General features: G+C 55.9%; 12 protein-coding genes, 1 tRNA gene and 3 rRNA genes. 12 read left to right on the top strand and 4 right to left on the bottom strand.

Annotated features, from left to right (window positions below; translation table 11 throughout):
- The first annotated feature begins 73 nt into the window (after positions 1-73).
- On the top strand, positions 74-1,453 hold the full coding sequence (zraS, locus tag K7B04_RS03590; RefSeq protein ID WP_223803503.1) for a two-component system sensor histidine kinase ZraS: 1,380 nt from the start codon (positions 74-76) through the stop codon (positions 1,451-1,453).
- Complete coding sequence (gene zraR / locus K7B04_RS03585) at positions 1,450-2,781, top strand: sigma-54-dependent response regulator transcription factor ZraR (RefSeq protein ID WP_223803502.1); 1,332 nt, start codon at positions 1,450-1,452, stop codon at positions 2,779-2,781. Before zraS ends, zraR begins: the two co-directional genes overlap by 4 nt.
- Here the strand turns inward: zraR and purD are convergent.
- Both purD and purH read right to left on the bottom strand, forming a co-directional pair.
- Positions 2,778-4,067 carry a phosphoribosylamine--glycine ligase gene (purD, locus tag K7B04_RS03580; RefSeq protein ID WP_223803501.1) on the bottom strand — a complete coding sequence of 430 codons (1,290 nt, stop codon included), beginning with the start codon at positions 4,065-4,067 and terminating at the stop codon, positions 2,778-2,780. The two genes, zraR and purD, sit on opposite strands and share 4 nt — an antisense overlap.
- 15 nt (positions 4,068-4,082) lie before the next feature.
- Entirely contained in the window at positions 4,083-5,672 is a 1,590-nt protein-coding gene (gene purH, locus K7B04_RS03575; protein ID WP_223803500.1) for a bifunctional phosphoribosylaminoimidazolecarboxamide formyltransferase/IMP cyclohydrolase, read from the bottom strand.
- A 622-nt stretch (positions 5,673-6,294) separates the two neighbouring features.
- Between purH and K7B04_RS03570 the strand changes: the two genes are divergently transcribed.
- The 4 genes from K7B04_RS03570 (at position 6,295) to rrf (ending at position 11,321) form a co-directional block, all read left to right on the top strand.
- A 16S ribosomal RNA gene (locus K7B04_RS03570) occupies positions 6,295-7,834 on the top strand.
- A gap of 85 nt (positions 7,835-7,919) precedes the next feature.
- Positions 7,920-7,995, top strand: a tRNA-Glu gene (locus K7B04_RS03565).
- Between the two features lie 211 nt (positions 7,996-8,206).
- Positions 8,207-11,114: ribosomal RNA gene (locus K7B04_RS03560) — 23S ribosomal RNA — on the top strand.
- 91 nt (positions 11,115-11,205) lie between these two features.
- A 5S ribosomal RNA gene (gene rrf, locus K7B04_RS03555) occupies positions 11,206-11,321 on the top strand.
- Together the 16S, 23S and 5S rRNA genes with 1 tRNA gene alongside form the textbook arrangement of a ribosomal RNA operon.
- Before the next feature lie 280 nt (positions 11,322-11,601).
- On the opposite strand, the gene K7B04_RS03550 is transcribed toward rrf, so the two are convergent.
- Positions 11,602-12,054, bottom strand: coding sequence for an acetyltransferase (locus K7B04_RS03550; RefSeq protein WP_223803499.1), 453 nt, complete (start codon positions 12,052-12,054; stop codon positions 11,602-11,604).
- A gap of 159 nt (positions 12,055-12,213) precedes the next feature.
- Here K7B04_RS03550 and metA point away from each other — a divergent pair, with 159 nt between their 5' ends.
- From metA to aceK, 4 genes are all read left to right on the top strand, one after another.
- Positions 12,214-13,143, top strand: a complete 930-nt coding sequence (gene metA, locus K7B04_RS03545; RefSeq protein ID WP_163447568.1) for a homoserine O-succinyltransferase — start codon at positions 12,214-12,216, stop codon at positions 13,141-13,143.
- A gap of 271 nt (positions 13,144-13,414) precedes the next feature.
- The gene (gene aceB, locus K7B04_RS03540) at positions 13,415-15,016 is read left to right on the top strand and encodes a malate synthase A (RefSeq protein ID WP_223803498.1); all 1,602 of its coding nucleotides are present in this window, start codon (positions 13,415-13,417) and stop codon (positions 15,014-15,016) included.
- Between the two features lie 31 nt (positions 15,017-15,047).
- Positions 15,048-16,352: an isocitrate lyase gene (gene aceA, locus K7B04_RS03535; RefSeq protein ID WP_163447566.1), complete on the top strand. Its 1,305-nt coding sequence runs from the start codon at positions 15,048-15,050 to the stop codon at positions 16,350-16,352.
- A gap of 102 nt (positions 16,353-16,454) precedes the next feature.
- The gene (gene aceK, locus K7B04_RS03530; RefSeq protein WP_223804116.1) at positions 16,455-18,239 is read left to right on the top strand and encodes a bifunctional isocitrate dehydrogenase kinase/phosphatase; all 1,785 of its coding nucleotides are present in this window, start codon (positions 16,455-16,457) and stop codon (positions 18,237-18,239) included.
- Positions 18,240-18,290: 51 nt separating this feature from the next.
- Here the strand turns inward: aceK and iclR are convergent, their stop codons facing one another.
- Positions 18,291-19,118: a glyoxylate bypass operon transcriptional repressor IclR gene (gene iclR / locus K7B04_RS03525; protein WP_223803497.1), complete on the bottom strand. Its 828-nt coding sequence runs from the start codon at positions 19,116-19,118 to the stop codon at positions 18,291-18,293.
- Positions 19,119-19,316: 198 nt separating this feature from the next.
- Between iclR and metH the strand changes: the two genes are divergently transcribed.
- Both metH and K7B04_RS03515 read left to right on the top strand, forming a co-directional pair.
- A complete protein-coding gene (metH, locus tag K7B04_RS03520; protein ID WP_223803496.1) occupies positions 19,317-23,000 on the top strand; it encodes a methionine synthase in 3,684 nt (1,227 codons plus the stop codon).
- Between the two features lie 191 nt (positions 23,001-23,191).
- Positions 23,192-24,823 (top strand): Na/Pi cotransporter family protein, encoded by a 1,632-nt coding sequence (locus K7B04_RS03515; RefSeq protein ID WP_163447563.1) that lies wholly within the window; start codon positions 23,192-23,194, stop codon positions 24,821-24,823.
- The last annotated feature ends 133 nt before the right edge of the window (positions 24,824-24,956 follow it).

Here is a 24,956-nt window from a genome sequence, read left to right as displayed (position 1 = left end):
TGGCCGGGTTGTGGGCGAGAAAAGCTGGCATGATTTCTGCTGCAGGAAAGCAAAGAGCAAAGAAGGAAACCCCATGGGCTTTATACGATTACAGAAGGATTCGGTCGCGACTTGCCTGAGCTGGTTACTGACTGGCGTGATTCTGCTGTTGGTGTGTTTGTTCTCTGTGCTGATCGTTCGTGACTATGGCCGTGAAAACGCCGCCGCGCAGCAAGCGCTCCACGAGAAGGGGCGCGTGCTGGTGAGCGCGCTGGAGTCTGGTACGCGCGCCGGAATGGGTATGCGTATGCATCACGCTCAGCTTCAGTCCATGCTGGAGGAGATGGCCTGGCAGCCTGGCGTTTTGTGGTTTGCCGTCACCGATGAGCAGGGGAAGGTGATTGCGCATAGCGATCCACAGCAGGTGGGGAAAACGCTGTATCAGCCGGACGAGATGCGTGCGCTTCAGGTCAGCGACAAAGAGCGCTGGCGACGTACCGGGACACCGGAACCGGCGCTGGAAATCTATCGCCAGTTTCGCCCTCTGGACGCGACTCGCGGTCACCATATGCGCATGATGATGCGCCGTGACGTTGTCGATACGTCGCAGGTGATCTTTATCGCGTTTGATAGCCGGGAAATGGACGCCGAGCAGGCTCGTGCGCAGCGCAATATGGTGGTTATGCTGTTTGCCGCTCTGTTAGTCATGGTTGCCACATTGCTTGCTCAGTTCTGGTTCCGGCGCTATCAGCGTTCGCGCCGACAACTGCTGGAAGCGACGCATCGCCGGGAGAAACTGGTGGCGCTGGGCCATCTGGCCGCCGGCGTGGCGCATGAAATCCGTAATCCGCTCTCTTCGATTAAAGGTCTGGCGAAATATTTTGCCGAACGTACTCCACCAGGTGGTGAGGCTTATGCGCTGGCGCAGGTAATGGCGAAAGAGGCCGATCGACTGAATAGGGTGGTGAGTGAACTGCTGGAGCTGGTACGTCCGGCGCATTTAAAATGGCAGCCCGTGGATCTCAACGAGGTTATTGCCCATTCGCTTCAGTTGGTGAGTCAGGATGCATCAGGTCGGGATATTCAGCTGCATTTTACCGCCAGGCCGGCGCTACGGCGGATTCAGGCGGACCCAGATCGCCTGAATCAGGTACTGCTAAATCTCTACCTTAACGCTATCCAGGCGATTGGCCGTGATGGGGAGATTACGGTCGCGGTAAACGAGGCAGGAGAGGGAAGCATTAAGCTGAGCGTAACCGACAGCGGTAAAGGGATGACGGAAGAGCAAAAACAGGCCATCTTCACCCCGTACTTCACGACCAAGGCTGACGGTACCGGGCTGGGGCTGGCGGTGGTGCAGAATATCGTTGAGCAGCATGGCGGGACCATTCAGGTTGAGAGTTCACCCGGCAAGGGGGCGACCTTTACCCTCACTCTACCGATCGATGGGCAACAGAAGGATGAACAAGGATGATGGCGGAAAAGGTCACGATTCTGGTGGTGGATGACGACATCAGCCACTGCACTATCTTACAGGCGTTACTGCGGGGCTGGGGCTATGAGGTGTCGGTGGCTTATAACGGCCTGCAGGCGCTGGAGCAGGTACGTCAGCAGGTGTTTGACCTGGTGCTTTGCGATATCCGCATGGCGGAGATGGACGGGATTGCCACGCTAAAAGAGATCAAGGCTTGCAACCCGTCGATTCCGGTGCTGATCATGACCGCCTACTCCAGCGTGGGAACGGCGGTGGAGGCGCTAAAATCCGGCGCGCTGGATTACCTGGTGAAGCCGCTTGATTTTGATAGCCTGCAGCAGACGCTGGCTGATGCGCTGGCGCATACCCGGCAATCGGAAGGCGGTCTCACGATGACCCCGGCGGCGACGTTTGGCATGGTGGGCGACAGCGCGGCGATGCAAGCGTTGCTTAATGAGATTGCGCTGGTAGCGCCTTCGGATGCGACCGTCTTAATCCACGGTGAATCGGGGACCGGGAAAGAACTGGTTGCCCGCGCGCTTCACGCCAGCAGCGCGCGCAGCGATAAGCCGCTGGTGACGCTAAACTGTGCGGCGCTCAATGAGTCTCTGCTGGAGTCTGAGCTGTTCGGCCACGAAAAAGGTGCGTTTACCGGCGCGGATAAACGTCGGGAAGGGCGTTTTGTCGAAGCGGATGGCGGCACCTTATTCCTCGATGAAATTGGCGATATTTCGCCGCTGATGCAGGTGCGCCTGCTGCGGGCGATTCAGGAACGTGAGGTGCAGCGTGTGGGCAGCAATCAGACCGTGTCGGTTGATGTGCGGCTGATTGCCGCCACCCATCGAGATTTGGCCGAAGAGGTCAGCGCCGGACGCTTCCGACAGGATCTCTACTACCGTCTGAACGTGGTCACCATCGAAATGCCGCCGCTGCGTCAGCGTCGTGAAGATATCCCGTCGCTCGCGCACTATTTTCTCCAGCGTTACGGCGAACGTAACCGCAAAACGATACAGGGATTTACCCCACAGGCGATGGATCTGCTGATCCATTACGACTGGCCGGGCAATATTCGCGAGCTGGAAAATGCGGTGGAGCGGGCGGTAGTACTGCTCACGGGGGAGTATATATCCGAGCGCGAGCTACCGCTGGCGATTGTCGGTACGTTGCTGAATGCTTCCTCATCATCCGATGATGTGATTCAACCGCTGGTGGAAGTGGAGAAAGAGGTGATTCTGGCGGCGCTGGAAAAAACGGGCGGCAACAAAACGGAAGCCGCCCGTCAATTGGGCATTACGCGCAAAACGCTGCTGGCTAAACTCAGCCGTTAGTTTTGCTCACGCTCGATGGCGCGCCAGCCGATGTCGTTACGGCTGAAGCTGCCGTCCCAGCGAATGTCGGTCATCAGGGCGTAAGCGCGTTTCTGCGCCTCAGCCACGGTGTGACCCAGCGCGGTCGCGCACAGTACGCGGCCGCCGCTGGTGAGCACACGGTCGTCGTCGGCGAGCTTAGTGCCTGCGTGGAAGACTTTGCCGTCAGTTGAGGATTCCAGCGGCAGGCCGTGGATCTCATCGCCGGTGTTGTAGTTGCCCGGATAACCTCCGGCGGCAATGACCACACCCAACGAGGCGCGTTCATCCCACTCAGAGGTTTTCTCATCCAGCTTGCCGTCGCAGGCGGCCAGGCAAAGATCCACCAGGTCCGACTTCATGCGCAGCATGATCGGCTGGGTTTCCGGATCGCCGAAGCGGCAGTTGAACTCGATAACTTTCGGGTTGCCTTGCTTGTCGATCATCAGACCTGCGTACAGGAAACCGGTATAGGTGTTACCTTCCGCCGCCATGCCTTTCACTGTTGGCCAGATGATGCGTTCCATGGTGCGCTGGTGGACTTCATCAGTCACCACCGGCGCCGGTGAGTAGGCCCCCATACCGCCGGTGTTCGGGCCGGTATCGCCGTTGCCCACGCGTTTGTGGTCCTGGCTGGTGGCCATCGGCAGCACGTGCTCGCCGTCGACCATTACGATAAAGCTCGCTTCTTCGCCGTCGAGGAACTCTTCGATGACGATACGATGTCCCGCATCACCAAAAGCGTTACCCGCCAGCATGTCATGAACGGCGGCTTCGGCTTCTTCCAGCGTCATCGCCACGATAACGCCTTTACCGGCAGCCAGACCGTCAGCTTTGATAACGATCGGCGCGCCTTTCTCACGCAGATAAGCCAGCGCAGGCTCAATCTCGGTGAAATTCTGGTATTCCGCCGTCGGAATCTGGTGACGAGCGAGGAAATCTTTGGTGAACGCTTTGGAGCCTTCCAGTTGCGCGGCCCCTTCGGTTGGGCCAAAGATCTTCAGACCTGCGGCGCGGAACGCATCGACCACGCCAATCACCAGCGGCGCTTCCGGGCCAACGATGGTCAGGTCAATTTTCTCGTTCTGGGCAAAGCTCAGCAGCGCCGGGATATCGGTGACGCCGATAGCCACGTTTTGCAGCGCGGGTTCCAGCGCGGTGCCCGCGTTGCCCGGTGCGACAAAAACGGTATCAACCAGCGGGGACTGTGCGGCTTTCCAGGCTAGCGCGTGTTCGCGCCCGCCGTTACCAATGACTAAAACTTTCATCGTCTGCTCCCTGAATTAATGGCGGAAGTGGCGCATGTCGGTGAAGATCATCGCAATGCCGTGTTCGTCGGCGGCGGCAATCACCTCTTCGTCGCGAATCGAACCGCCAGGCTGGATAACGCAGCTCACGCCGACAGCGGCAGCGGCATCAATACCGTCACGGAACGGGAAGAACGCGTCGGAAGCCATAGCTGAACCTTTCACTTCCAGACCTTCGTCAGCGGCTTTAATGCCAGCGATTTTGGCGGAGTACACGCGGCTCATCTGGCCTGCGCCTATGCCGATAGTCATGTTTTCTTTGGCATACACAATGGCGTTGGATTTCACGAACTTCGCCACTTTCCAGCAGAACAGCGCATCGCGCAGTTCCTGCTCGGTCGGCTGGCGTTTGGAAACCACGCGCAGTTCAGCTTCGCTCACCATACCCAGATCCCTGTCCTGAACCAGCAGGCCGCCGTTAACGCGTTTGAAATCCAGGCCCGGAACGCGGCTTGCCCATTGTCCGCAGGTCAGAACACGGACGTTCTGTTTGGCTGCGGTGATTTTCAGCGCTTCTTCGGTAGCCGATGGGGCGATGATCACTTCCACGAACTGGCGGGAGATGATGGCCTGCGCGGTTTCCGCATCCAGCTCGCGGTTGAATGCGATGATGCCGCCGAACGCGGAGGTCGGGTCGGTTTTGTACGCACGGTCGTAAGCGTCGAGAATAGTGGTGCTAACCGCCACGCCGCACGGGTTGGCGTGCTTGACGATCACGCAGGCTGGCTCGTTGAACTCTTTCACGCACTCCAGCGCCGCGTCGGTATCAGCGATGTTGTTGTAGGAAAGCGCTTTGCCCTGTACCTGCTGTGCGGTGGCAACGGACGCTTCTTTCACATTCTCTTCTATATAGAAGGCAGCCTGCTGGTGGCTGTTCTCGCCGTAGCGCATATCCTGCTTCTTAATGAAGTTCAGGTTCAGCGTACGCGGGAAGCGACCGGCGGCTTGTTTGCTTTCACCGTGGTAGGCCGGAACCATGCTGCCGAAGTAGTTGGCGATCATGCTGTCGTAGGCGGCGGTGTGTTCGAAGGCTTTAATCGCGAGATCGAAACGGGTGTCGAGGGTCAGAGAGCCTTCGTTAGCATCCATCTCTTTAATAATGGCGTCGTAGTCGCTGCTCTTAACAACGATGGCGACGTCTTTATGGTTCTTAGCAGCAGAGCGCACCATGGTCGGGCCGCCGATATCGATGTTTTCTACCGCATCTTCCAGCGAGCAGCCTTCGCGGGCAACGGTCTCGGCGAACGGATACAGGTTAACGACAACCATATCGATAGGGGCGATGTGGTGCTGCTCCATAATGGCATCGTCCTGGCCGCGACGACCGAGGATGCCGCCGTGTACTTTTGGATGCAGGGTCTTTACGCGTCCATCCATCATTTCCGGGAAGCCGGTGTAATCGGAAACTTCGGTCACTGGCAGACCTTTCTCCGCTAACAGGCGCGCGGTGCCACCCGTTGACAGCAGCTCCACACCGCGTGCGGAAAGTGCCTGAGCGAATTCGATGATACCGGCCTTGTCAGAAACACTGAGCAGAGCGCGGCGGACTGGACGACGTTGTTGCATGGTAAATCCCCTGGATTTGACTATTACAGAGAGCGTTAGGTGAATTCTTGGCTAAAAACTCAGCTAACGCCCCTTACGGGGCATCCTTGTTTTGCGGGGGCATTGTAACGAAAACGTTTGCGCAACGCTCGCGAATTTTTCTCTTTCCCTTAATTCGATAATTTCAGCTTTATAGACGAGGGGTAAAACGAAGTGATGATCGCAAGAGATCCTTATTTTTGTGGATAACTCTGTGTGTAAATGGGTATAAAGCCGGGTTCTGCTGTGGAATGCAGCAGTCAGTCATTTTTCTGCAATTTAAGGGTTGCGGCCCCGAGGAAACTCCCTATAATGCGCCTCCATCGACACGGCGGATGTGAATCACTTCACACTAAGTAGCCGGGTTGGTTGAAGAGAAAAACCTGAAAATGAGGGTTGACTCTGAAAGAGGAAAGCGTAATATACGCCACCTCGCGACGGTGAGCTGTAAGCCGCGTCGCAACTGCTCTTTAACAATTTATCAGACAATCTGTGTGGGCACTCGAAGATATGGATTCTTAACGTCGCAAGACGAAAAATGAATACCAAGTCTCTGAGTGAACACGTAATTCATTACGAAGTTTAATTCACGAGCATCAAACTTAAATTGAAGAGTTTGATCATGGCTCAGATTGAACGCTGGCGGCAGGCCTAACACATGCAAGTCGAACGGTAGCACAGAGAGCTTGCTCTCGGGTGACGAGTGGCGGACGGGTGAGTAATGTCTGGGAAACTGCCCGATGGAGGGGGATAACTACTGGAAACGGTAGCTAATACCGCATAACGTCGCAAGACCAAAGTGGGGGACCTTCGGGCCTCACACCATCGGATGTGCCCAGATGGGATTAGCTAGTAGGTGGGGTAACGGCTCACCTAGGCGACGATCCCTAGCTGGTCTGAGAGGATGACCAGCCACACTGGAACTGAGACACGGTCCAGACTCCTACGGGAGGCAGCAGTGGGGAATATTGCACAATGGGCGCAAGCCTGATGCAGCCATGCCGCGTGTATGAAGAAGGCCTTCGGGTTGTAAAGTACTTTCAGCGAGGAGGAAGGCGTTGTGGTTAATAACCGCAGCGATTGACGTTACTCGCAGAAGAAGCACCGGCTAACTCCGTGCCAGCAGCCGCGGTAATACGGAGGGTGCAAGCGTTAATCGGAATTACTGGGCGTAAAGCGCACGCAGGCGGTTTGTTAAGTCAGATGTGAAATCCCCGGGCTCAACCTGGGAACTGCATTTGAAACTGGCAAGCTTGAGTCTCGTAGAGGGGGGTAGAATTCCAGGTGTAGCGGTGAAATGCGTAGAGATCTGGAGGAATACCGGTGGCGAAGGCGGCCCCCTGGACGAAGACTGACGCTCAGGTGCGAAAGCGTGGGGAGCAAACAGGATTAGATACCCTGGTAGTCCACGCCGTAAACGATGTCTATTTGGAGGTTGTGCCCTTGAGGCGTGGCTTCCGGAGCTAACGCGTTAAATAGACCGCCTGGGGAGTACGGCCGCAAGGTTAAAACTCAAATGAATTGACGGGGGCCCGCACAAGCGGTGGAGCATGTGGTTTAATTCGATGCAACGCGAAGAACCTTACCTACTCTTGACATCCAGAGAACTTAGCAGAGATGCTTTGGTGCCTTCGGGAACTCTGAGACAGGTGCTGCATGGCTGTCGTCAGCTCGTGTTGTGAAATGTTGGGTTAAGTCCCGCAACGAGCGCAACCCTTATCCTTTGTTGCCAGCGGTTCGGCCGGGAACTCAAAGGAGACTGCCAGTGATAAACTGGAGGAAGGTGGGGATGACGTCAAGTCATCATGGCCCTTACGAGTAGGGCTACACACGTGCTACAATGGCATATACAAAGAGAAGCGACCTCGCGAGAGCAAGCGGACCTCATAAAGTATGTCGTAGTCCGGATTGGAGTCTGCAACTCGACTCCATGAAGTCGGAATCGCTAGTAATCGTAGATCAGAATGCTACGGTGAATACGTTCCCGGGCCTTGTACACACCGCCCGTCACACCATGGGAGTGGGTTGCAAAAGAAGTAGGTAGCTTAACCTTCGGGAGGGCGCTTACCACTTTGTGATTCATGACTGGGGTGAAGTCGTAACAAGGTAACCGTAGGGGAACCTGCGGTTGGATCACCTCCTTACCTTAAAGAAACGTTCTTTGAAGTGCTCACACAGATTGTCTGATGAAAAGTAAATAGCAAGGCGTCTTGCGATTGAGACTTCAGTGTCCCCTTCGTCTAGAGGCCCAGGACACCGCCCTTTCACGGCGGTAACAGGGGTTCGAATCCCCTAGGGGACGCCACTTGCTGGTTTGTGTGAGTGAAAGTCGCCGACCTCAATATCTCAAAACTCATCTTCGGGTGACGTTTGAGATATTTGCTCTTTAAAAATCTGGATCAAGCTGAAAATTGAAACGACACACTGTGTCTGTTCTCCGTAATAAGAACAGATAAATGGTGTGTTCGAGTCTCTCAAATTTTCGCAATCAGAAGTGAAACATCTTCGGGTTGTGAGGTTAAGCGACTAAGCGTACACGGTGGATGCCCTGGCAGTCAGAGGCGATGAAGGACGTGCTAATCTGCGATAAGCGTCGGTAAGGTGATATGAACCGTTATAACCGGCGATTTCCGAATGGGGAAACCCAGTGTGATTCGTCACACTATCGTTAACTGAATACATAGGTTAACGAAGCGAACCGGGGGAACTGAAACATCTAAGTACCCCGAGGAAAAGAAATCAACCGAGATTCCCCCAGTAGCGGCGAGCGAACGGGGAGCAGCCCAGAGTCTGAATCAGCTTGTGTGTTAGTGGAACGGTCTGGAAAGTCCGACGGTACAGGGTGATAGTCCCGTACACCAAAATGCACAGGTTGTGAACTCGAAGAGTAGGGCGGGACACGTGGTATCCTGTCTGAATATGGGGGGACCATCCTCCAAGGCTAAATACTCCTGACTGACCGATAGTGAACCAGTACCGTGAGGGAAAGGCGAAAAGAACCCCGGCGAGGGGAGTGAAAAAGAACCTGAAACCGTGTACGTACAAGCAGTGGGAGCACCCTTTGGGGTGTGACTGCGTACCTTTTGTATAATGGGTCAGCGACTTATATTCTGTAGCAAGGTTAACCGTATAGGGGAGCCGAAGGGAAACCGAGTCTTAACTGGGCGTTAAGTTGCAGGGTATAGACCCGAAACCCGGTGATCTAGCCATGGGCAGGTTGAAGGTTGGGTAACACTAACTGGAGGACCGAACCGACTAATGTTGAAAAATTAGCGGATGACTTGTGGCTGGGGGTGAAAGGCCAATCAAACCGGGAGATAGCTGGTTCTCCCCGAAAGCTATTTAGGTAGCGCCTCGTGAACTCATCTTCGGGGGTAGAGCACTGTTTCGGCTAGGGGGTCATCCCGACTTACCAACCCGATGCAAACTGCGAATACCGAAGAATGTTATCACGGGAGACACACGGCGGGTGCTAACGTCCGTCGTGAAGAGGGAAACAACCCAGACCGCCAGCTAAGGTCCCAAAGTCACAGTTAAGTGGGAAACGATGTGGGAAGGCTCAGACAGCCAGGATGTTGGCTTAGAAGCAGCCATCATTTAAAGAAAGCGTAATAGCTCACTGGTCGAGTCGGCCTGCGCGGAAGATGTAACGGGGCTAAACTGTGCACCGAAGCTGCGGCAGCGACACTATGTGTTGTTGGGTAGGGGAGCGTTCTGTAAGCCTGCGAAGGTGTCTCGTGAGGGATGCTGGAGGTATCAGAAGTGCGAATGCTGACATAAGTAACGATAATGCGGGTGAAAAACCCGCACGCCGGAAGACCAAGGGTTCCTGTCCAACGTTAATCGGGGCAGGGTGAGTCGACCCCTAAGGCGAGGCCGAAAGGCGTAGTCGATGGGAAACAGGTTAATATTCCTGTACTTGGTGTTACTGCGAAGGGGGGACGGAGAAGGCTATGTTAGCCGGGCGACGGTTGTCCCGGTTTAAGCATGTAGGCGGAGCGTTTAGGTAAATCCGGACGCTTACTAACGCTGAGGTGTGATGACGAGGCACTACGGTGCTGAAGTAACAAATGCCCTGCTTCCAGGAAAAGCCTCTAAGCATCAGGTAACATCAAATCGTACCCCAAACCGACACAGGTGGTCAGGTAGAGAATACCAAGGCGCTTGAGAGAACTCGGGTGAAGGAACTAGGCAAAATGGTGCCGTAACTTCGGGAGAAGGCACGCTGATATGTAGGTGAAGTGGTTTACCCATGGAGCTGAAATCAGTCGAAGATACCAGCTGGCTGCAACTGTTTATTAAAAACACAGCACTGTGCAAACACGAAAGTGGACGTATACGGTGTGACGCCTGCCCGGTGCCGGAAGGTTAATTGATGGGGTTAGCGGCAACGCGAAGCTCTTGATCGAAGCCCCGGTAAACGGCGGCCGTAACTATAACGGTCCTAAGGTAGCGAAATTCCTTGTCGGGTAAGTTCCGACCTGCACGAATGGCGTAATGATGGCCAGGCTGTCTCCACCCGAGACTCAGTGAAATTGAACTCGCTGTGAAGATGCAGTGTACCCGCGGCAAGACGGAAAGACCCCGTGAACCTTTACTATAGCTTGACACTGAACACTGGTCCTTGATGTGTAGGATAGGTGGGAGGCTTTGAAGCGCGGACGCCAGTTCGTGTGGAGCCATCCTTGAAATACCACCCTTTAATGGCTGGTGTTCTAACGTAGACCCGTGATCCGGGTTGCGGACAGTGTCTGGTGGGTAGTTTGACTGGGGCGGTCTCCTCCTAAAGAGTAACGGAGGAGCACGAAGGTTAGCTAATCCTGGTCGGACATCAGGAGGTTAGTGCAAAGGCATAAGCTAGCTTGACTGCGAGAGTGACGGCTCGAGCAGGTGCGAAAGCAGGTCTTAGTGATCCGGTGGTTCTGAATGGAAGGGCCATCGCTCAACGGATAAAAGGTACTCCGGGGATAACAGGCTGATACCGCCCAAGAGTTCATATCGACGGCGGTGTTTGGCACCTCGATGTCGGCTCATCACATCCTGGGGCTGAAGTAGGTCCCAAGGGTATGGCTGTTCGCCATTTAAAGTGGTACGCGAGCTGGGTTTAGAACGTCGTGAGACAGTTCGGTCCCTATCTGCCGTGGGCGCTGGAGAATTGAGGGGGGCTGCTCCTAGTACGAGAGGACCGGAGTGGACGCATCACTGGTGTTCGGGTTGTCATGCCAATGGCATTGCCCGGTAGCTAAATGCGGAAAAGATAAGTGCTGAAAGCATCTAAGCACGAAACTTGCCCCGAGATGAGTTCTCCCTGACTCCTTGAGAGTCCTGAAGGAACGTTGAAGACGACGACGTTGATAGGCTGGGTGTGTAAGCGTAGCGATACGTTGAGCTAACCAGTACTAATGAACCGTGAGGCTTAACCTTACAACGCCGAAGATGTTTTGGCGAAGAGACAGATTTTCAGCCTGATACAGATAACATCAGAACGCACAAAGCGGTCTGAAAACAGAATTTGCCTGGCGGCTGTAGCGCGGTGGTCCCACCTGACCCCATGCCGAACTCAGAAGTGAAACGCCGTAGCGCCGATGGTAGTGTGGGGTCTCCCCATGCGAGAGTAGGGAACTGCCAGGCATCAAATAAAACGAAAGGCTCAGTCGAAAGACTGGGCCTTTTGTTTTATCTGTTGTTTGTCGGTGAGCGCTCTCCGGAGTAGGACAAATCCGCCGGGAGCGGATTTGAACGTTGCGCAGCAACGGCCCGTAGGGTGGCGGGCAGGACGCCCGCCATAAACTGCCAGGCATCAATTAGTGAAGAAGCCCATCCTGACGGATGGGCTTTTTTGCGTCTGTACGAAATGAAAATGCAGTGAAATCCCGGGCTACAGCTGCTCTGGTCGCCCGGATGAGGCGTGTTACGCCGACTCCGCTGATGCACCACAATAACGTAAATGCAGCAGTGGATAAGGTCTCCCATGATCGTCCGTCTCCGACCGCCCGGTCACAACAAACCCCATCTTCTGGTAAAACCCTACCGCCTGATCATTCTGCTCGTTCACGTCGGTGGTCAGGTCGGGGATCAGCGATAACGCATGTTCAACCAGCCTTCGTCCCACCCCGCTACCTCGAGCATCCGGATCGACAAACAGTGCCTCCAGATGGTGCTCTGACAGCAGCATGAATGCTAAAGGCACATTATTGGCATCTGCCGCCACCCAAAGCGGCGCTTCAGGTAAAAATGTCCGTACCTGTATCTCAATCTCCGCTCTATCCTGCGCGGACAAGAAATCATGCGTCGCATCCACCGAACGACACCATATTTCCACTAATCGTTCGCCTTCATGGCGCTGAGAACGTCGAATAATCACTTCATTTACTCCCTTTCGAATCGTTTCCGCATTCTACCGCAATCGTAATTGAAACTTTCTCACCTTTAACATGCAGACTCGACATTTCACTGAATTCTGGGTATCGTTAGGTGTCTGGATGTCTAAACGTTTATACGTATGCTGTGAGGTAATAAGGTTATGCCGATTCGGGTGCAGGACGAGCTACCAGCCGTCAAGTTCTTGCGTGATGAGAACGTCTTTGTGATGACCACGTCGCGTGCTACAGGTCAGGAAATTCGTCCTCTGAAGGTGCTGATCCTGAACCTGATGCCAAAGAAGATAGAGACAGAAAACCAGTTCTTACGTCTGCTGTCAAACTCTCCGCTACAGCTGGATATTCAGCTACTGCGTATTGATGCGCGTGAATCGCGTAATACGCCAACTGAGCATTTGAACAACTTTTACTGCAATTTCGACGACATTCGCGACCAGAACTTCGATGGTCTGATCGTCACCGGCGCACCGCTGGGCCTGGTCGAATTTAATGATGTTGCCTACTGGCCGCAGATTCAGCAGGTGCTGGAGTGGGCTAAAGATCACGTCACATCGACGCTGTTTGTCTGTTGGGCGGTACAAGCCGCGCTGAATATTCTGTACGGGATTCCTAAGCAAACCCGCGACGACAAGCTTTCCGGTGTCTATGAGCATCATATTCTGCATCCTCATGCCCTGCTAACCCGCGGTTTTGATGATTCTTTCCTGGCGCCCCATTCGCGCTACGCCGACTTTCCTGCAAAGCTGATTCGTGATTTTACCGACCTGGAAATCCTCGCGGAAACCGCTGACGGCGACGCCTATCTGTTTGCCAGCAAAGATAAACGTATTGCCTTCGTCACGGGCCATCCGGAATACGATGCTCATACTCTGGCGAGTGAATATTTCCGCGATGTGGATGCCGGCCTGAGCCCGGAAGTGCCCTATAACTACTTCCCCAAAGATGACCCGCAAAACAAACCGCGTGCCACCTGGCGTAGCCACGGTAACCTTCTGTTTGCGAACTGGCTCAACTACTACGTCTACCAGATCACGCCATACGATCTGCGGAATATGAATCCAACGTTGGATTGATCCGCTACTCTTCACGATCCTAAAGCGTTTCAGCATGCTCAATCAGGCACCTTCGGGTGCCTTTTTTGTTTCCGAAATACACCCCATACAACCATAAATTTTTAATTCTAATCTAATCAATGTCTTGTAATTATTTTAATTTAAAAATGGAAATTGTTTTTGTTTTTTTAATTTTATTGATTAGGCTTAAAAACGTTGAGCGAAAACTACACAACGATCGTCCGCTCACCTGACGGGGAAACTATTCGGATCACTCACGAGGAGGTGCACCATGACACAACAAGCCACAACAACCGATGAACTGGCTTTTCTGAAGCCTTATGGCGAGCAGGAACAGCAGGTTTTAACTGCGGAAGCGGTGGAATTTCTGACCGAACTCGTGACCCGATTTACGCCAAAACGCAATAAGCTGCTGGCAGCGCGCATTCAGCAGCAACAGGATATTGACGACGGCAAGCTGCCAGATTTCATTTCGGAAACCGATTCCATTCGTAATGGAAATTGGCAGGTACGCGGCATTCCAGCCGATCTGCAGGACCGCCGCGTTGAAATTACCGGCCCCGTTGAGCGCAAAATGGTGATTAACGCCCTGAACGCTAACGTCAAAGTGTTCATGGCCGATTTTGAAGACTCATTAGCGCCGGACTGGAACAAAGTGATCGAAGGGCAGATCAACCTGCGTGACGCGGTCAATGGCACCATCAGCTACACCAACGAAGCGGGAAAAATCTATCAGCTCAAGCCGAACCCCGCTGTGCTGGTCTGTCGCGTACGCGGCCTGCACCTGCCGGAAAAACACGTCACCTGGCGCGGTGAAGCCATTCCGGGCAGCCTGTTTGACTTTGCGCTGTACTTTTTCCACAACCACAAAGCGCTGTTAGCCAAAGGCAGCGGCCCCTATTTCTACCTGCCGAAAACCCAGGCGTGGCAGGAAGCGGCCTGGTGGAACGAAGTGTTCTGCTATGCCGAAGATCGCTTCAACCTGCCGCGCGGGACTATCAAAGCCACGCTGCTGATTGAAACCCTGCCAGCCGTGTTCCAGATGGACGAAATTCTCCACGCCCTGCGCGACCATATTGTTGGCCTGAACTGTGGCCGTTGGGATTACATCTTCAGCTATATCAAAACGTTGAAGAACCACCCGGACCGCGTTTTGCCGGATCGTCAGGTCGTCACCATGGATAAACCGTTCCTCAGCGCCTATTCACGGCTGTTGATTAAAACCTGTCACAAGCGCGGCGCGTTCGCGATGGGCGGCATGGCAGCGTTTATTCCTCACAAAGATGCCGAGCGCAACGCGCAGGTGCTGAATAAGGTGAAGGAGGATAAATCACTGGAAGCCAATAACGGCCATGACGGCACCTGGGTTGCCCATCCCGGTCTTGCTGATACTGCCATGGCGGTGTTTAACGAGGTGCTGGGCGATCGCCCGAACCAGCTCTCTGTTTCCCGCGCCACCGACGCGCCGATTACCGCCGAACAGCTGCTGGCACCGTGCGACGGTGAACGCACTGAAGAGGGGATGCGCGCCAATATTCGCGTGGCGGTCCAGTACATCGAGGCGTGGATCTCCGGCAACGGCTGCGTACCGATTTATGGCCTGATGGAAGATGCGGCCACCGCCGAAATCTCCCGTACCTCTATCTGGCAGTGGATCCATCACCAGAAAACCCTCAGCAACGGCAAACCGGTAACCAAGCCGCTGTTCCGCCAGATGCTGGCGGAAGAACTGCAGGTGATTAAAGGCGAGCTGGGCGAAGCCCGCTTCAACGGCGGCCGTTTTGACGATGCCGCGCGTCTGATGGAGCAAATCACCACTTCCGACGAACTGATCGACTTCCTGACCCTGCCGGGCTACCGCCTGCTGGCGTAATTCACCACATAACAATATGGAGCATCTGCACATGAAAACTCGTACTCAACAAATCGAAGCATTACAACAAGAATGGACGCAGCCACGTTGGGAAGGCATCAAGCGCCCGTACAGCGCGGAGGAAGTGGTGAAACTGCGCGGTTCGGTCAACCCGGAGTGTACGCTGGCGCAGTTGGGCGCGGCCAGAATGTGGCGCCTGCTGCACGGTGAAGCGAAAAAGGGCTACGTTAACAGCCTTGGCGCGCTGACCGGCGGCCAGGCGTTACAGCAGGCGAAGGCGGGCATTGAGGCGATTTACCTCTCTGGCTGGCAGGTCGCGGCGGACGCGAACCTGGCGTCCAGTATGTACCCGGATCAATCGCTCTATCCTGCGAACTCAGTGCCTGCGGTGGTCGATCGGATCAACAACACTTTCCGCCGTGCGGATCAGATCCAGTGGGCGAACGGTATCGAGCCAAACGATCCGCGCTACGTTGATTATTTCCTGCCGATCGTTGCCGATGCGGAAGCGGGTTTCGGCGGGGTGCTGAACGCCTTTGAACTGATGAAATCGATGATTGCGGCCGGTGCAGCGGCGGTACACTTTGAAGATCAGCTGGCGTCGGTGAAGAAATGCGGTCATATGGGCGGCAAAGTGCTGGTGCCCACGCAGGAAGCGGTTCAGAAACTGGTCGCCGCACGTCTGGCGGCCGACGTGATGGGCGTACCGACCCTGCTGATTGCGCGTACCGATGCCGATGCGGCGGATCTCATCACCTCCGATTGCGACCCGTACGATAGCGACTTCATCACCGGCGAACGCACCAGCGAAGGCTTCTACCGTACTCGCGCAGGCATTGAGCAGGCGATTAGCCGTGGCCTGGCGTACGCACCGTACGCCGACCTGGTGTGGTGTGAAACCTCTACGCCGGACCTGGAACTGGCGAAGCGCTTTGCCGATGCTATCCACGCGAAATACCCTGGCAAACTGCTGGCCTACAACTGCTCGCCGTCGTTCAACTGGCAGAAAAAGTTGGACGACAAAACCATCGCCAGCTTCCAGCAGCAGCTGTCTGACATGGGCTACAAATACCAGTTCATCACACTGGCCGGTATCCACAGCATGTGGTTCAACATGTTCGACCTGGCGCACTCTTACGCGCAGGGCGAGGGGATGAAGCACTACGTTGAGAAGGTTCAGCAGGCCGAGTTCGCGGCGGCGAAAGATGGCTACACCTTCGTTTCTCACCAGCAAGAGGTGGGCACCGGCTACTTCGATAATGTCACCACCATTATCCAGGGCGGAACCTCCTCGGTGACCGCGCTGACCGGTTCGACCGAAGAATCGCAGTTTTGATTTATGCCCGGTGGCGCTGTGCTAACCGGGCCTACAACGCAATGTAGGCCGGATAAGCGAATGCGCCATCCGGCATGACTCGGTGCCGGATGGGGAAACATGATGACGCGAGGCCTGGAATTACTGATTGCGCAGACCATTTTGCAGGGATTTGACGCCCAGTACGGGCGTTTTCTGGAAGTGACTTCCGGCGCACAGCAACGGTTTGAACAGGCCGACTGGCATGCCGTGCAGCAGGCGATGAAAAGCCGTATCCATCTGTACGACCATCACGTGGGGTTGGTGGTCGAACAGCTGCGCTGCATTACCGATGGCAAAAGTACTGACGCCGATTTTTTGCTGCGCGTAAAGGCGCAGTACACCCGTTTGTTGCCGGATTACCCTCGCTTCGAGATTGCGGAGAGCTTTTTTAATTCCGTCTATTGCCGGTTATTTGACCACCGCTCGCTGAGTCCCGAGCGGTTATTTATTTTCAGCTCGCAGCCCGAGCGTCGCTTTCGCGCGATTCCCCGACCGCTCGCGAAGGATTTCTTCCCGGACGCTGGCTGGGAAGCGGTGATTTTCAAAATGCTCAGCGATTTACCCCTGCGTCTGCCCTGGCAGAATAAGTTTCGCGACGTGGGCTATATCATGGCGCATCTGAGCGAAACGTTTGACGTCGAGACGCTACGTCAGTCGCACCTGCAAATCGCTAATGAGCTGTTTTATCGCAACAAAGCCGCATGGCTAATCGGCAAGCTCATCACGCCGACCGGCACGCTGCCGTTTCTCATACCCATTCACCGCACCGATGAAGGCGAGTTGTTCGTCGATACCTGCCTGACCACCACGGTTGAGGCCAGCATCGTCTTCGGTTTTGCCCGCTCCTACTTTATGGTGTACGCGCCGCTGCCTGCGGCTCTGGTGGAATGGCTGCGCGAAATTTTGCCGGGCAAAACCACCGCCGAGCTCTATATGGCGATTGGCTGTCAGAAGCACGCCAAAACCGAAAGCTATCGTGAATACCTGAACTACATCGCCAACGCCAATGAACAATTTATTGAAGCGCCGGGTATTCGCGGCATGGTGATGCTGGTGTTTACGCTGCCGGGCTTCGACCGGGTGTTTAAAGTCATAAAAGACAAGTTTGCCCCGCAGAAAGAGATGTCCGCCGCGCACGTCCGCGCCTGCTACCAGTTGGTGAAGGAACATGACCGTGTCGGGCGGATGGCTGATACTCAGGAGTTTGAAAATTTCGTGCTGGAAAAACGGCAGATAGATCCGGCGCTGATGGCGCTTTTGTTGCAGGAAGCGCCGGAAAAGATCGTCGACATGGGCGATAAAATCGCCATTAGCCATCTGTATATTGAACGGCGGATGGTGCCGCTCAATCTCTGGCTGGAACAGGTAGAAGGGCAACCGCTACGCGACGCGATTGAAGAATACGGCAACGCTATCCGCCAGCTTGCTGCCGCCAATATCTTCCCAGGCGACATGCTGTTTAAGAATTTCGGCGTCACCCGGCACGGACGCGTGGTGTTCTACGATTATGACGAGATTTGTTATATGACGGAGGTAAACTTCCGCGATATACCGCCGCCGCGCTATCCGGAGGACGAGCTGGCGAGCGAGCCCTGGTACAGCGTGTCGCCGGGCGATGTGTTCCCGGAAGAGTTTCGCCACTGGCTGTGCGCCGACCCGCGCATCGGGCCGCTGTTTGAAGAGATGCACGCCGACCTGTTTAGCGCCGACTACTGGCGTGGCCTACAGACGCGCATTAAAAATGGGCACGTGGAGGATGTTTATGCCTACCGACGTCGCCAGCGGTTCAGCGTGCGCTATGAAACCGACCGTAGGCCGGATAAGGCGCTTTCGCCGCCATCCGGTGAGGTGCGCCGATCTGCCTGATGGCGCAACGCTTATCAGGCCTACCGAGGATGCCCCAACGGGGCATTTTGTTTATCGAATCCCGCCGTAGGCCAGCGTCACCTCTTTCGCCGCTTTAATCACCATCGCGCCAAACTCGGTCACGCGGTCATCGGTAATGCGGGAAATCGGCCCGGAAATCGAGATAGCGGCAAACGGCTCGCGGTGCTCATCATAAATGCATGACGCCACGCAGCGCAGGCCCAGCGCATGCTCTTCATCGTCAAACGAATAGCCGCGCTTGCGCGTCTGGGCCAAATCGTCTTTCAGATGCAGCGGCGATACCAGCGTCGCATGCGTATAAGCGTGCAGCCCTTTGCGGTGCAGTAGACTGGTGACTTCTTCTTCACTCAGCTGGGATAAAAACGCTTTGCCGGCGCCGGAGGCGTGCATTGGCAGTTTGCCGCCGATCGGCGCGGACATGCGCATCAGCTGCGTACACTGCACCTGGTCGATAATAATCGCCTGATGATCGCTCTTATCGAGCACCGCCAGATTGACCGTCTCGCCGGAGTCTTCCATCAGCTGGCGCAGAATCGGGTGCACAATCGCCAGCAGATTACGACTTTGCAGGAAGCTACTGCCGACGATAAACGCATGCGCGCCCACCGCCCAATGGCCGAGTTCGCCAACCTGACGCACGAAGCCCAGCTGCTGCATGGTGGTGAGTAAACGGTGCGTGGTGGAGTTAGGAAGGCCAGCTTGTTGCGCCAGCTCGGTGAGCGCCACGCTGCTGTGTGATTCGGCGATCCACTCTAACAGTTTGAGGCCGCGGGTGAGCGACTGCACCTGGCCCGTTGCGGCGGCGGCAGTTGCCGGGGCGGGTTTTCTACCGCGTTTTGCAGGAACGTTGGCGACCATCGCGACTCCTTTCTGTATCGTGGAAATTATTTTCGTTTTTATTGATTATAATACAACCGTTCGTCTTACTGCTCCGATGAGTCATGCTGAACATGTCTCATGTAGACCGTTGTTCTCTTTTCCGCCACCCCGCTTTATGCCAGTATGGTCTATTGCCTATTTGGGTCTGGATTTCGTAGAGCGGTGTCGGGAGTGCCTGTGAGCAGCAAAGTGGAGCAACTGCGTGCGCAGTTAAATGAACGTATTCTGGTTCTGGATGGGGGCATGGGCACCATGATCCAGGGCTATCGTCTGAGCGAGCAGGACTTCCGCGGCGAACGCTTCGCCGACTGGCCTTGCGACCTGAAGGGAAACAACGACCTGCTGGTGCTCAGCAAGCCGGAGGTGATCGCGGCTATCCATCACGCCTACTTCGAGGCGGGGGCGGATATCATCGAAACCAACACCTTCAACTCCACCACTATCGCCATGGCCGATTACCAGATGGAATCGCTGTCGGCGGAAATCAACTTTGCGGCGGCGAAGCTGGCGCGCGCGGCGGCCGATGAATGGACGGCGCGTACGCCGAACAAACCGCGCTACGTCGCGGGCGTGCTCGGCCCAACCAACCGTACGGCGTCTATCTCGCCCGACGTCAATGACCCGGCGTATCGCAACATTACTTTTGATCAGCTGGTGGCCGCCTATCGCGAATCCACCAAAGCGCTGGTGGAAGGTGGCAGCGACCTGATCCTGATTGAAACCGTCTTCGACACCCTCAACGCCAAAGCGGCGGTGTTTGCGGTGAAAGAAGAGTTTGAAGCGCTGGGCGTTGATCTGCCGATCATGATTTCCGGCACCATTACCGACGCTTCTGGCCGTACGCTCTCCGGCCAAACCACGGAAGCGTTCTACAACTCCCTGCGTCACGCCGATGCCCTGACTTTTGGCCTCAACTGCGCCCTGGGCCCGGACGAGCTGCGCCAGTACGTGCAGGAGCTGTCGCGCATTGCCGAATGCTACGTCACCGCGCACCCGAACGCCGGCCTGCCGAATGCCTTTGGTGAATACGATCTCGATGCCGACACCATGGCAATGCAAATCCGCGAATGGGCCGAAGCGGGCTTCCTCAACGTGGTTGGCGGTTGCTGTGGCACTACGCCGGAACATATTGCGGCGATGAGCCGGGCGGTTGATGGCTTGCCACCGCGTAAGCTGCCAGAGATTGCGGTCTCCTGCCGTCTGTCCGGCCTGGAGCCGCTGAATATTGGCGACGACAGCCTGTTTGTTAACGTCGGCGAACGTACCAACGTCACCGGTTCGGCGAAGTTTAAGCGCCTGATCAAAGAAGAGAAATACAGCGAAGCGCTGGATGTCGCCCGTCAGCAGGTGGAAAGCGGCGCGCAGATTATCGATATCAACATGGATGAGGGGATGCTCGACGCTGAAGCGGCGATGGTGCGCTTCCTCAACCTGATTGCCGGCGAGCCGGATATCGCCCGCGTGCCGATTATGATCGACTCCTCGAAATGGGAAGTTATCGAAAAAGGGCTGAAGTGCATTCAGGGTAAAGGCATCGTGAACTCCATCTCAATGAAAGAGGGCGTAGAGCCGTTTATTGAGCATGCGAAAAAAGTCCGCCGCTACGGCGCAGCCGTGGTGGTGATGGCTTTTGACGAAGTGGGCCAGGCCGACACCCGCGAACGCAAAATTGAGATTTGCCGTCGCGCCTACAAGATTTTGACTGAAGAGGTGGGCTTCCCGCCGGAAGACATCATCTTCGACCCGAATATCTTTGCCGTCGCCACCGGTATTGAAGAGCACAACAACTACGCGCAGGACTTTATCGGCGCCTGTGAGGACATCAAACGCGAGCTGCCGCACGCGCTGATTTCCGGCGGCGTGTCTAACGTTTCCTTCTCGTTCCGCGGCAACGACCCGGTACGTGAAGCTATTCACGCGGTATTCCTCTACTACGCCATCCGCAACGGCATGGACATGGGCATCGTCAACGCCGGACAGTTGGCTATCTACGACGACCTTCCCGCCGAACTGCGCGATGCGGTTGAAGACGTGATCCTCAACCGCCGTGAAGACGGCACCGAACGTCTGCTGGAGCTGGCCGAGAAATACCGCGGCAGCAAAACCGACGAAGCTGCCAACGCCCAGCAGGCGGAATGGCGTAGCTGGGACGTGAAAAAGCGTCTCGAATACTCGCTGGTAAAAGGCATTACCGAATTTATCGAACTCGACACCGAAGAGGCGCGCCAGCAGGCTGAACGCCCGATTGAAGTGATCGAAGGGCCGCTGATGGACGGCATGAACGTGGTCGGCGACCTGTTTGGCGAGGGCAAAATGTTCCTGCCGCAGGTGGTGAAATCGGCCCGCGTAATGAAGCAGGCGGTGGCCTACCTCGAACCGTACATTGAAGCCAGCAAAGAGAAAGGTTCCAGCAACGGCAAGATGGTTATCGCCACGGTGAAGGGTGACGTGCACGATATCGGTAAAAATATCGTCGGCGTGGTGCTGCAGTGTAATAACTACGAAATCATCGATCTCGGCGTGATGGTGCCAGCGGATAAAATCCTCAAAACGGCGAAAGAGGTGAACGCGGATCTGATCGGTCTCTCTGGCCTGATTACGCCGTCGCTGGATGAAATGGTCAACGTGGCAAAAGAGATGGAGCGTCAGGGCTTCACCATCCCACTGCTCATTGGCGGCGCGACAACGTCGAAAGCACACACGGCGGTGAAAATTGAGCAGAACTACAGCGGCCCGACGGTTTACGTGCAGAACGCTTCGCGTACCGTCGGCGTGGTAGCGGCGCTGCTCTCCGACACTCAGCGCGACGATTTTGTTGCCCGTACGCGCAAAGAGTACGAAACCGTACGTATCCAGCACGGGCGTAAGAAACCGCGTACCCCGCCGGTCACGTTAGCCGCGGCGCGGGAAAACGATCTCGCGTTTGACTGGGAAAGTTACACCCCGCCGGTCGCACATCGTTTAGGCGTGCAGGAAGTCGAGGCCAGCATCGAAACGCTGCGCAACTATATCGACTGGACGCCGTTCTTTATGACCTGGTCGCTGGCTGGGAAGTATCCGCGCATTCTTGAAGATGAAGTGGTGGGGGAAGAGGCGAAGCGCCTGTTCAAAGACGCCAATGAGATGCTGGACCAGTTGAGCGCCGAGAAATCCCTCAACCCGCGCGGCGTCGTTGGCCTGTTCCCGGCTAACCGCGTGGGCGATGACGTGGAAATCTATCGCGATGAAACGCGTTCGCAGGTGCTGACCGTGAGCCGTCATCTACGCCAGCAGACCGAGAAAGTGGGTTTTGCCAACTACTGTCTGTCGGACTTCGTGGCGCCGAAAACCTCCGGCAAAGCGGACTATATCGGTGCCTTCGCCGTTACCGGCGGGCTGGAAGAAGATGCGCTGGCCGAGGCGTTTGAAGCGCAGCACGATGATTACAACAAGATCATGGTGAAGGCGATTGCCGACCGCCTGGCGGAAGCCTTTGCCGAGTACCTGCACGAGCGCGTGCGTAAGGTTTACTGGGGCTATGCGCCGAACGAAAACCTGAGCAACGAAGAGCTGATTCGCGAAAACTACCAGGGCATTCGCCCGGCGCCGGGCTACCCGGCCTGTCCGGAGCACACCGAAAAAGGCACCATCTGGGAACTGCTGGACGTGGAAGCCCACACCGGCATGAAGCTGACGGAATCCTTCGCCATGTGGCCCGGTGCATCGGTTTCCGGCTGGTATTTCAGCCACCCGGATAGCAAGTACTATGCGGTCGCGCAGATTCAACGCGATCAGGTTGAGGACTACGCGCAGCGTAAAGGGATGAGCGTAGCGGAAGTGGAGCGCTGGCTGGCACCAAACCTGGGTTACGATGCCGACTGATTCACAGAATCGTCATCTTTCCTTACAACTAACAGGGCGCTCTATGAGCGCCCTGTCTCTTTATTGCGCGTAAACCCTTATACTGGAAGAAGGTTCGCGAGCGCGGTTTGCCTGTTAAGCGCAGCGCCATCTGGCATGATGTCAGTCTAACGAACCTCAGGAACCTATAACGATAAGGAGAAGCTGATTCCGTGTTAACTCTGCTACACCTGCTTTCCGCCGTCGCGCTGTTGGTGTGGGGTACCCATATTGTGCGCACCGGCGTGATGCGTGTATTTGGCGCGCGTCTGCGTACCGTGCTCAGCCGCAGCGTGGAGAAAAAGCCGCTCGCCTTCTGTGCGGGTATCGGCGTTACCGCGCTGGTACAAAGCAGCAATGCCACCACTATGCTGGTGACATCCTTTGTTGCCCAGGATCTTGTGGCCCTGACGCCCGCGCTGGTGATCGTGCTTGGCGCCGACGTGGGGACCGCGCTAATGGCGCGTATCCTGACTTTCGATCTTTCGTGGCTGTCGCCGCTGCTGATTTTTATCGGCGTCACCTTCTTCCTGGGCCGCAAGCAAACCCGCGAAGGGCAGTTGGGCCGCGTGGGTATCGGCCTGGGGCTGATTCTGCTGGCGCTGGAGCTGATTGTGCAGGCGGTCACGCCAATCACTCAGGCCAACGGCGTGCAGGTCATTTTTGCTTCGCTGACCGGTGATATTCTGCTGGATGCGCTGATTGGCGCCGTGTTCGCCATCATCAGCTACTCGAGCCTGGCCGCCGTGCTGCTGACCGCCACGCTGACCACCGCCGGGGTCATCTCCTTCCCGGTGGCGCTGTGTCTGGTGATTGGCGCCAACCTGGGTTCGGGCCTGTTGGCCATGCTCAACAACAGCGCCGCTAACGCCGCCGCCCGCCGTGTGGCGCTGGGTAGCCTGCTGTTTAAGCTGGTGGGTAGCCTGATTATTCTGCCGTTTGTCCACGTGCTGGCGACCAACATGCAGAAGCTGCCGCTGGCGGAATCCGAACTGGTTATCTACTTCCACGTTTTCTACAACCTGATCCGCTGTGTGGCGATGGTGCCGTTTGCCGAGCCAATGGCGCGCTTCTGTAAACGCCTGATCCGCGATGAGCCAGAGCTGGAAGCGCACCTGAAGCCCAAACATCTGGATGTGACCGCGCTCGATACCCCCACGCTGGCGCTTGCCAACGCCGCACGTGAGACGCTGCGCATTGGTGATGCCACCGAGCAGATGCTGGACGGGCTAAAGAAAGTGATGCACGGCGAGCCGCGTGAAGAGAAAAACCTGCGCAAACAGGCGGATGATATCAACGTGCTCTACACCGCCATCAAGCTCTACCTGGCGCGAATGCCGAAAGACGAGCTGGCGGAAGAGGAGTCCCGCCGCTGGGCGGAGATTATCGAAATGTCGCTTAACCTTGAACAGGCTTCGGATATTATCGAGCGTATGGGCAGCGAGATTGCCGACAAATCGTTGGCCGCGCGCCGCGCCTTCTCGGTTGAGGGGCTGAAAGAGCTGGAAGCGCTCTATGAACTGCTGCTGAGCAACCTTCAGTTGGCGATGTCGGTGTTCTTCTCCGGCGATGTCACCAGCGCCCGCCGTTTGCGTCGTAGTAAACATCGTTTCCGTATTCTGAACCGCCGCTACGCCCACGCGCACGTTGATCGTCTGCATCAGCAGAACGTACAAAGTATTGAAACCAGCACCCTGCATCTGGCGCTGCTGGGGGATATGCAGCGTTTGAACTCGTTGTTCTGTTCGGTGGCTTACAGCGTGCTGGAGCAGCCGGATGAAGACGATGAGCGCGACGATTACTAGCCTAAACCCGGCCTCGGCTGGGCGACCTTGTAGGCCGGATAAGGCGTTCACGCCGCCATCCGGCAATGTGCGCCGAATAGCCTGATGGCGCTGCGCTTATCAGGCCTACGGTTTGTAGCCCGGGCGAGGCGTT

This window comes from Kluyvera sp. CRP (assembly GCF_019930565.1).
In the GTDB taxonomy this organism is placed as follows: Bacteria; Pseudomonadota; Gammaproteobacteria; order Enterobacterales; family Enterobacteriaceae; genus Kluyvera; species Kluyvera georgiana_A.
This window is presented reverse-complemented; position numbering and strand designations above follow the sequence as displayed.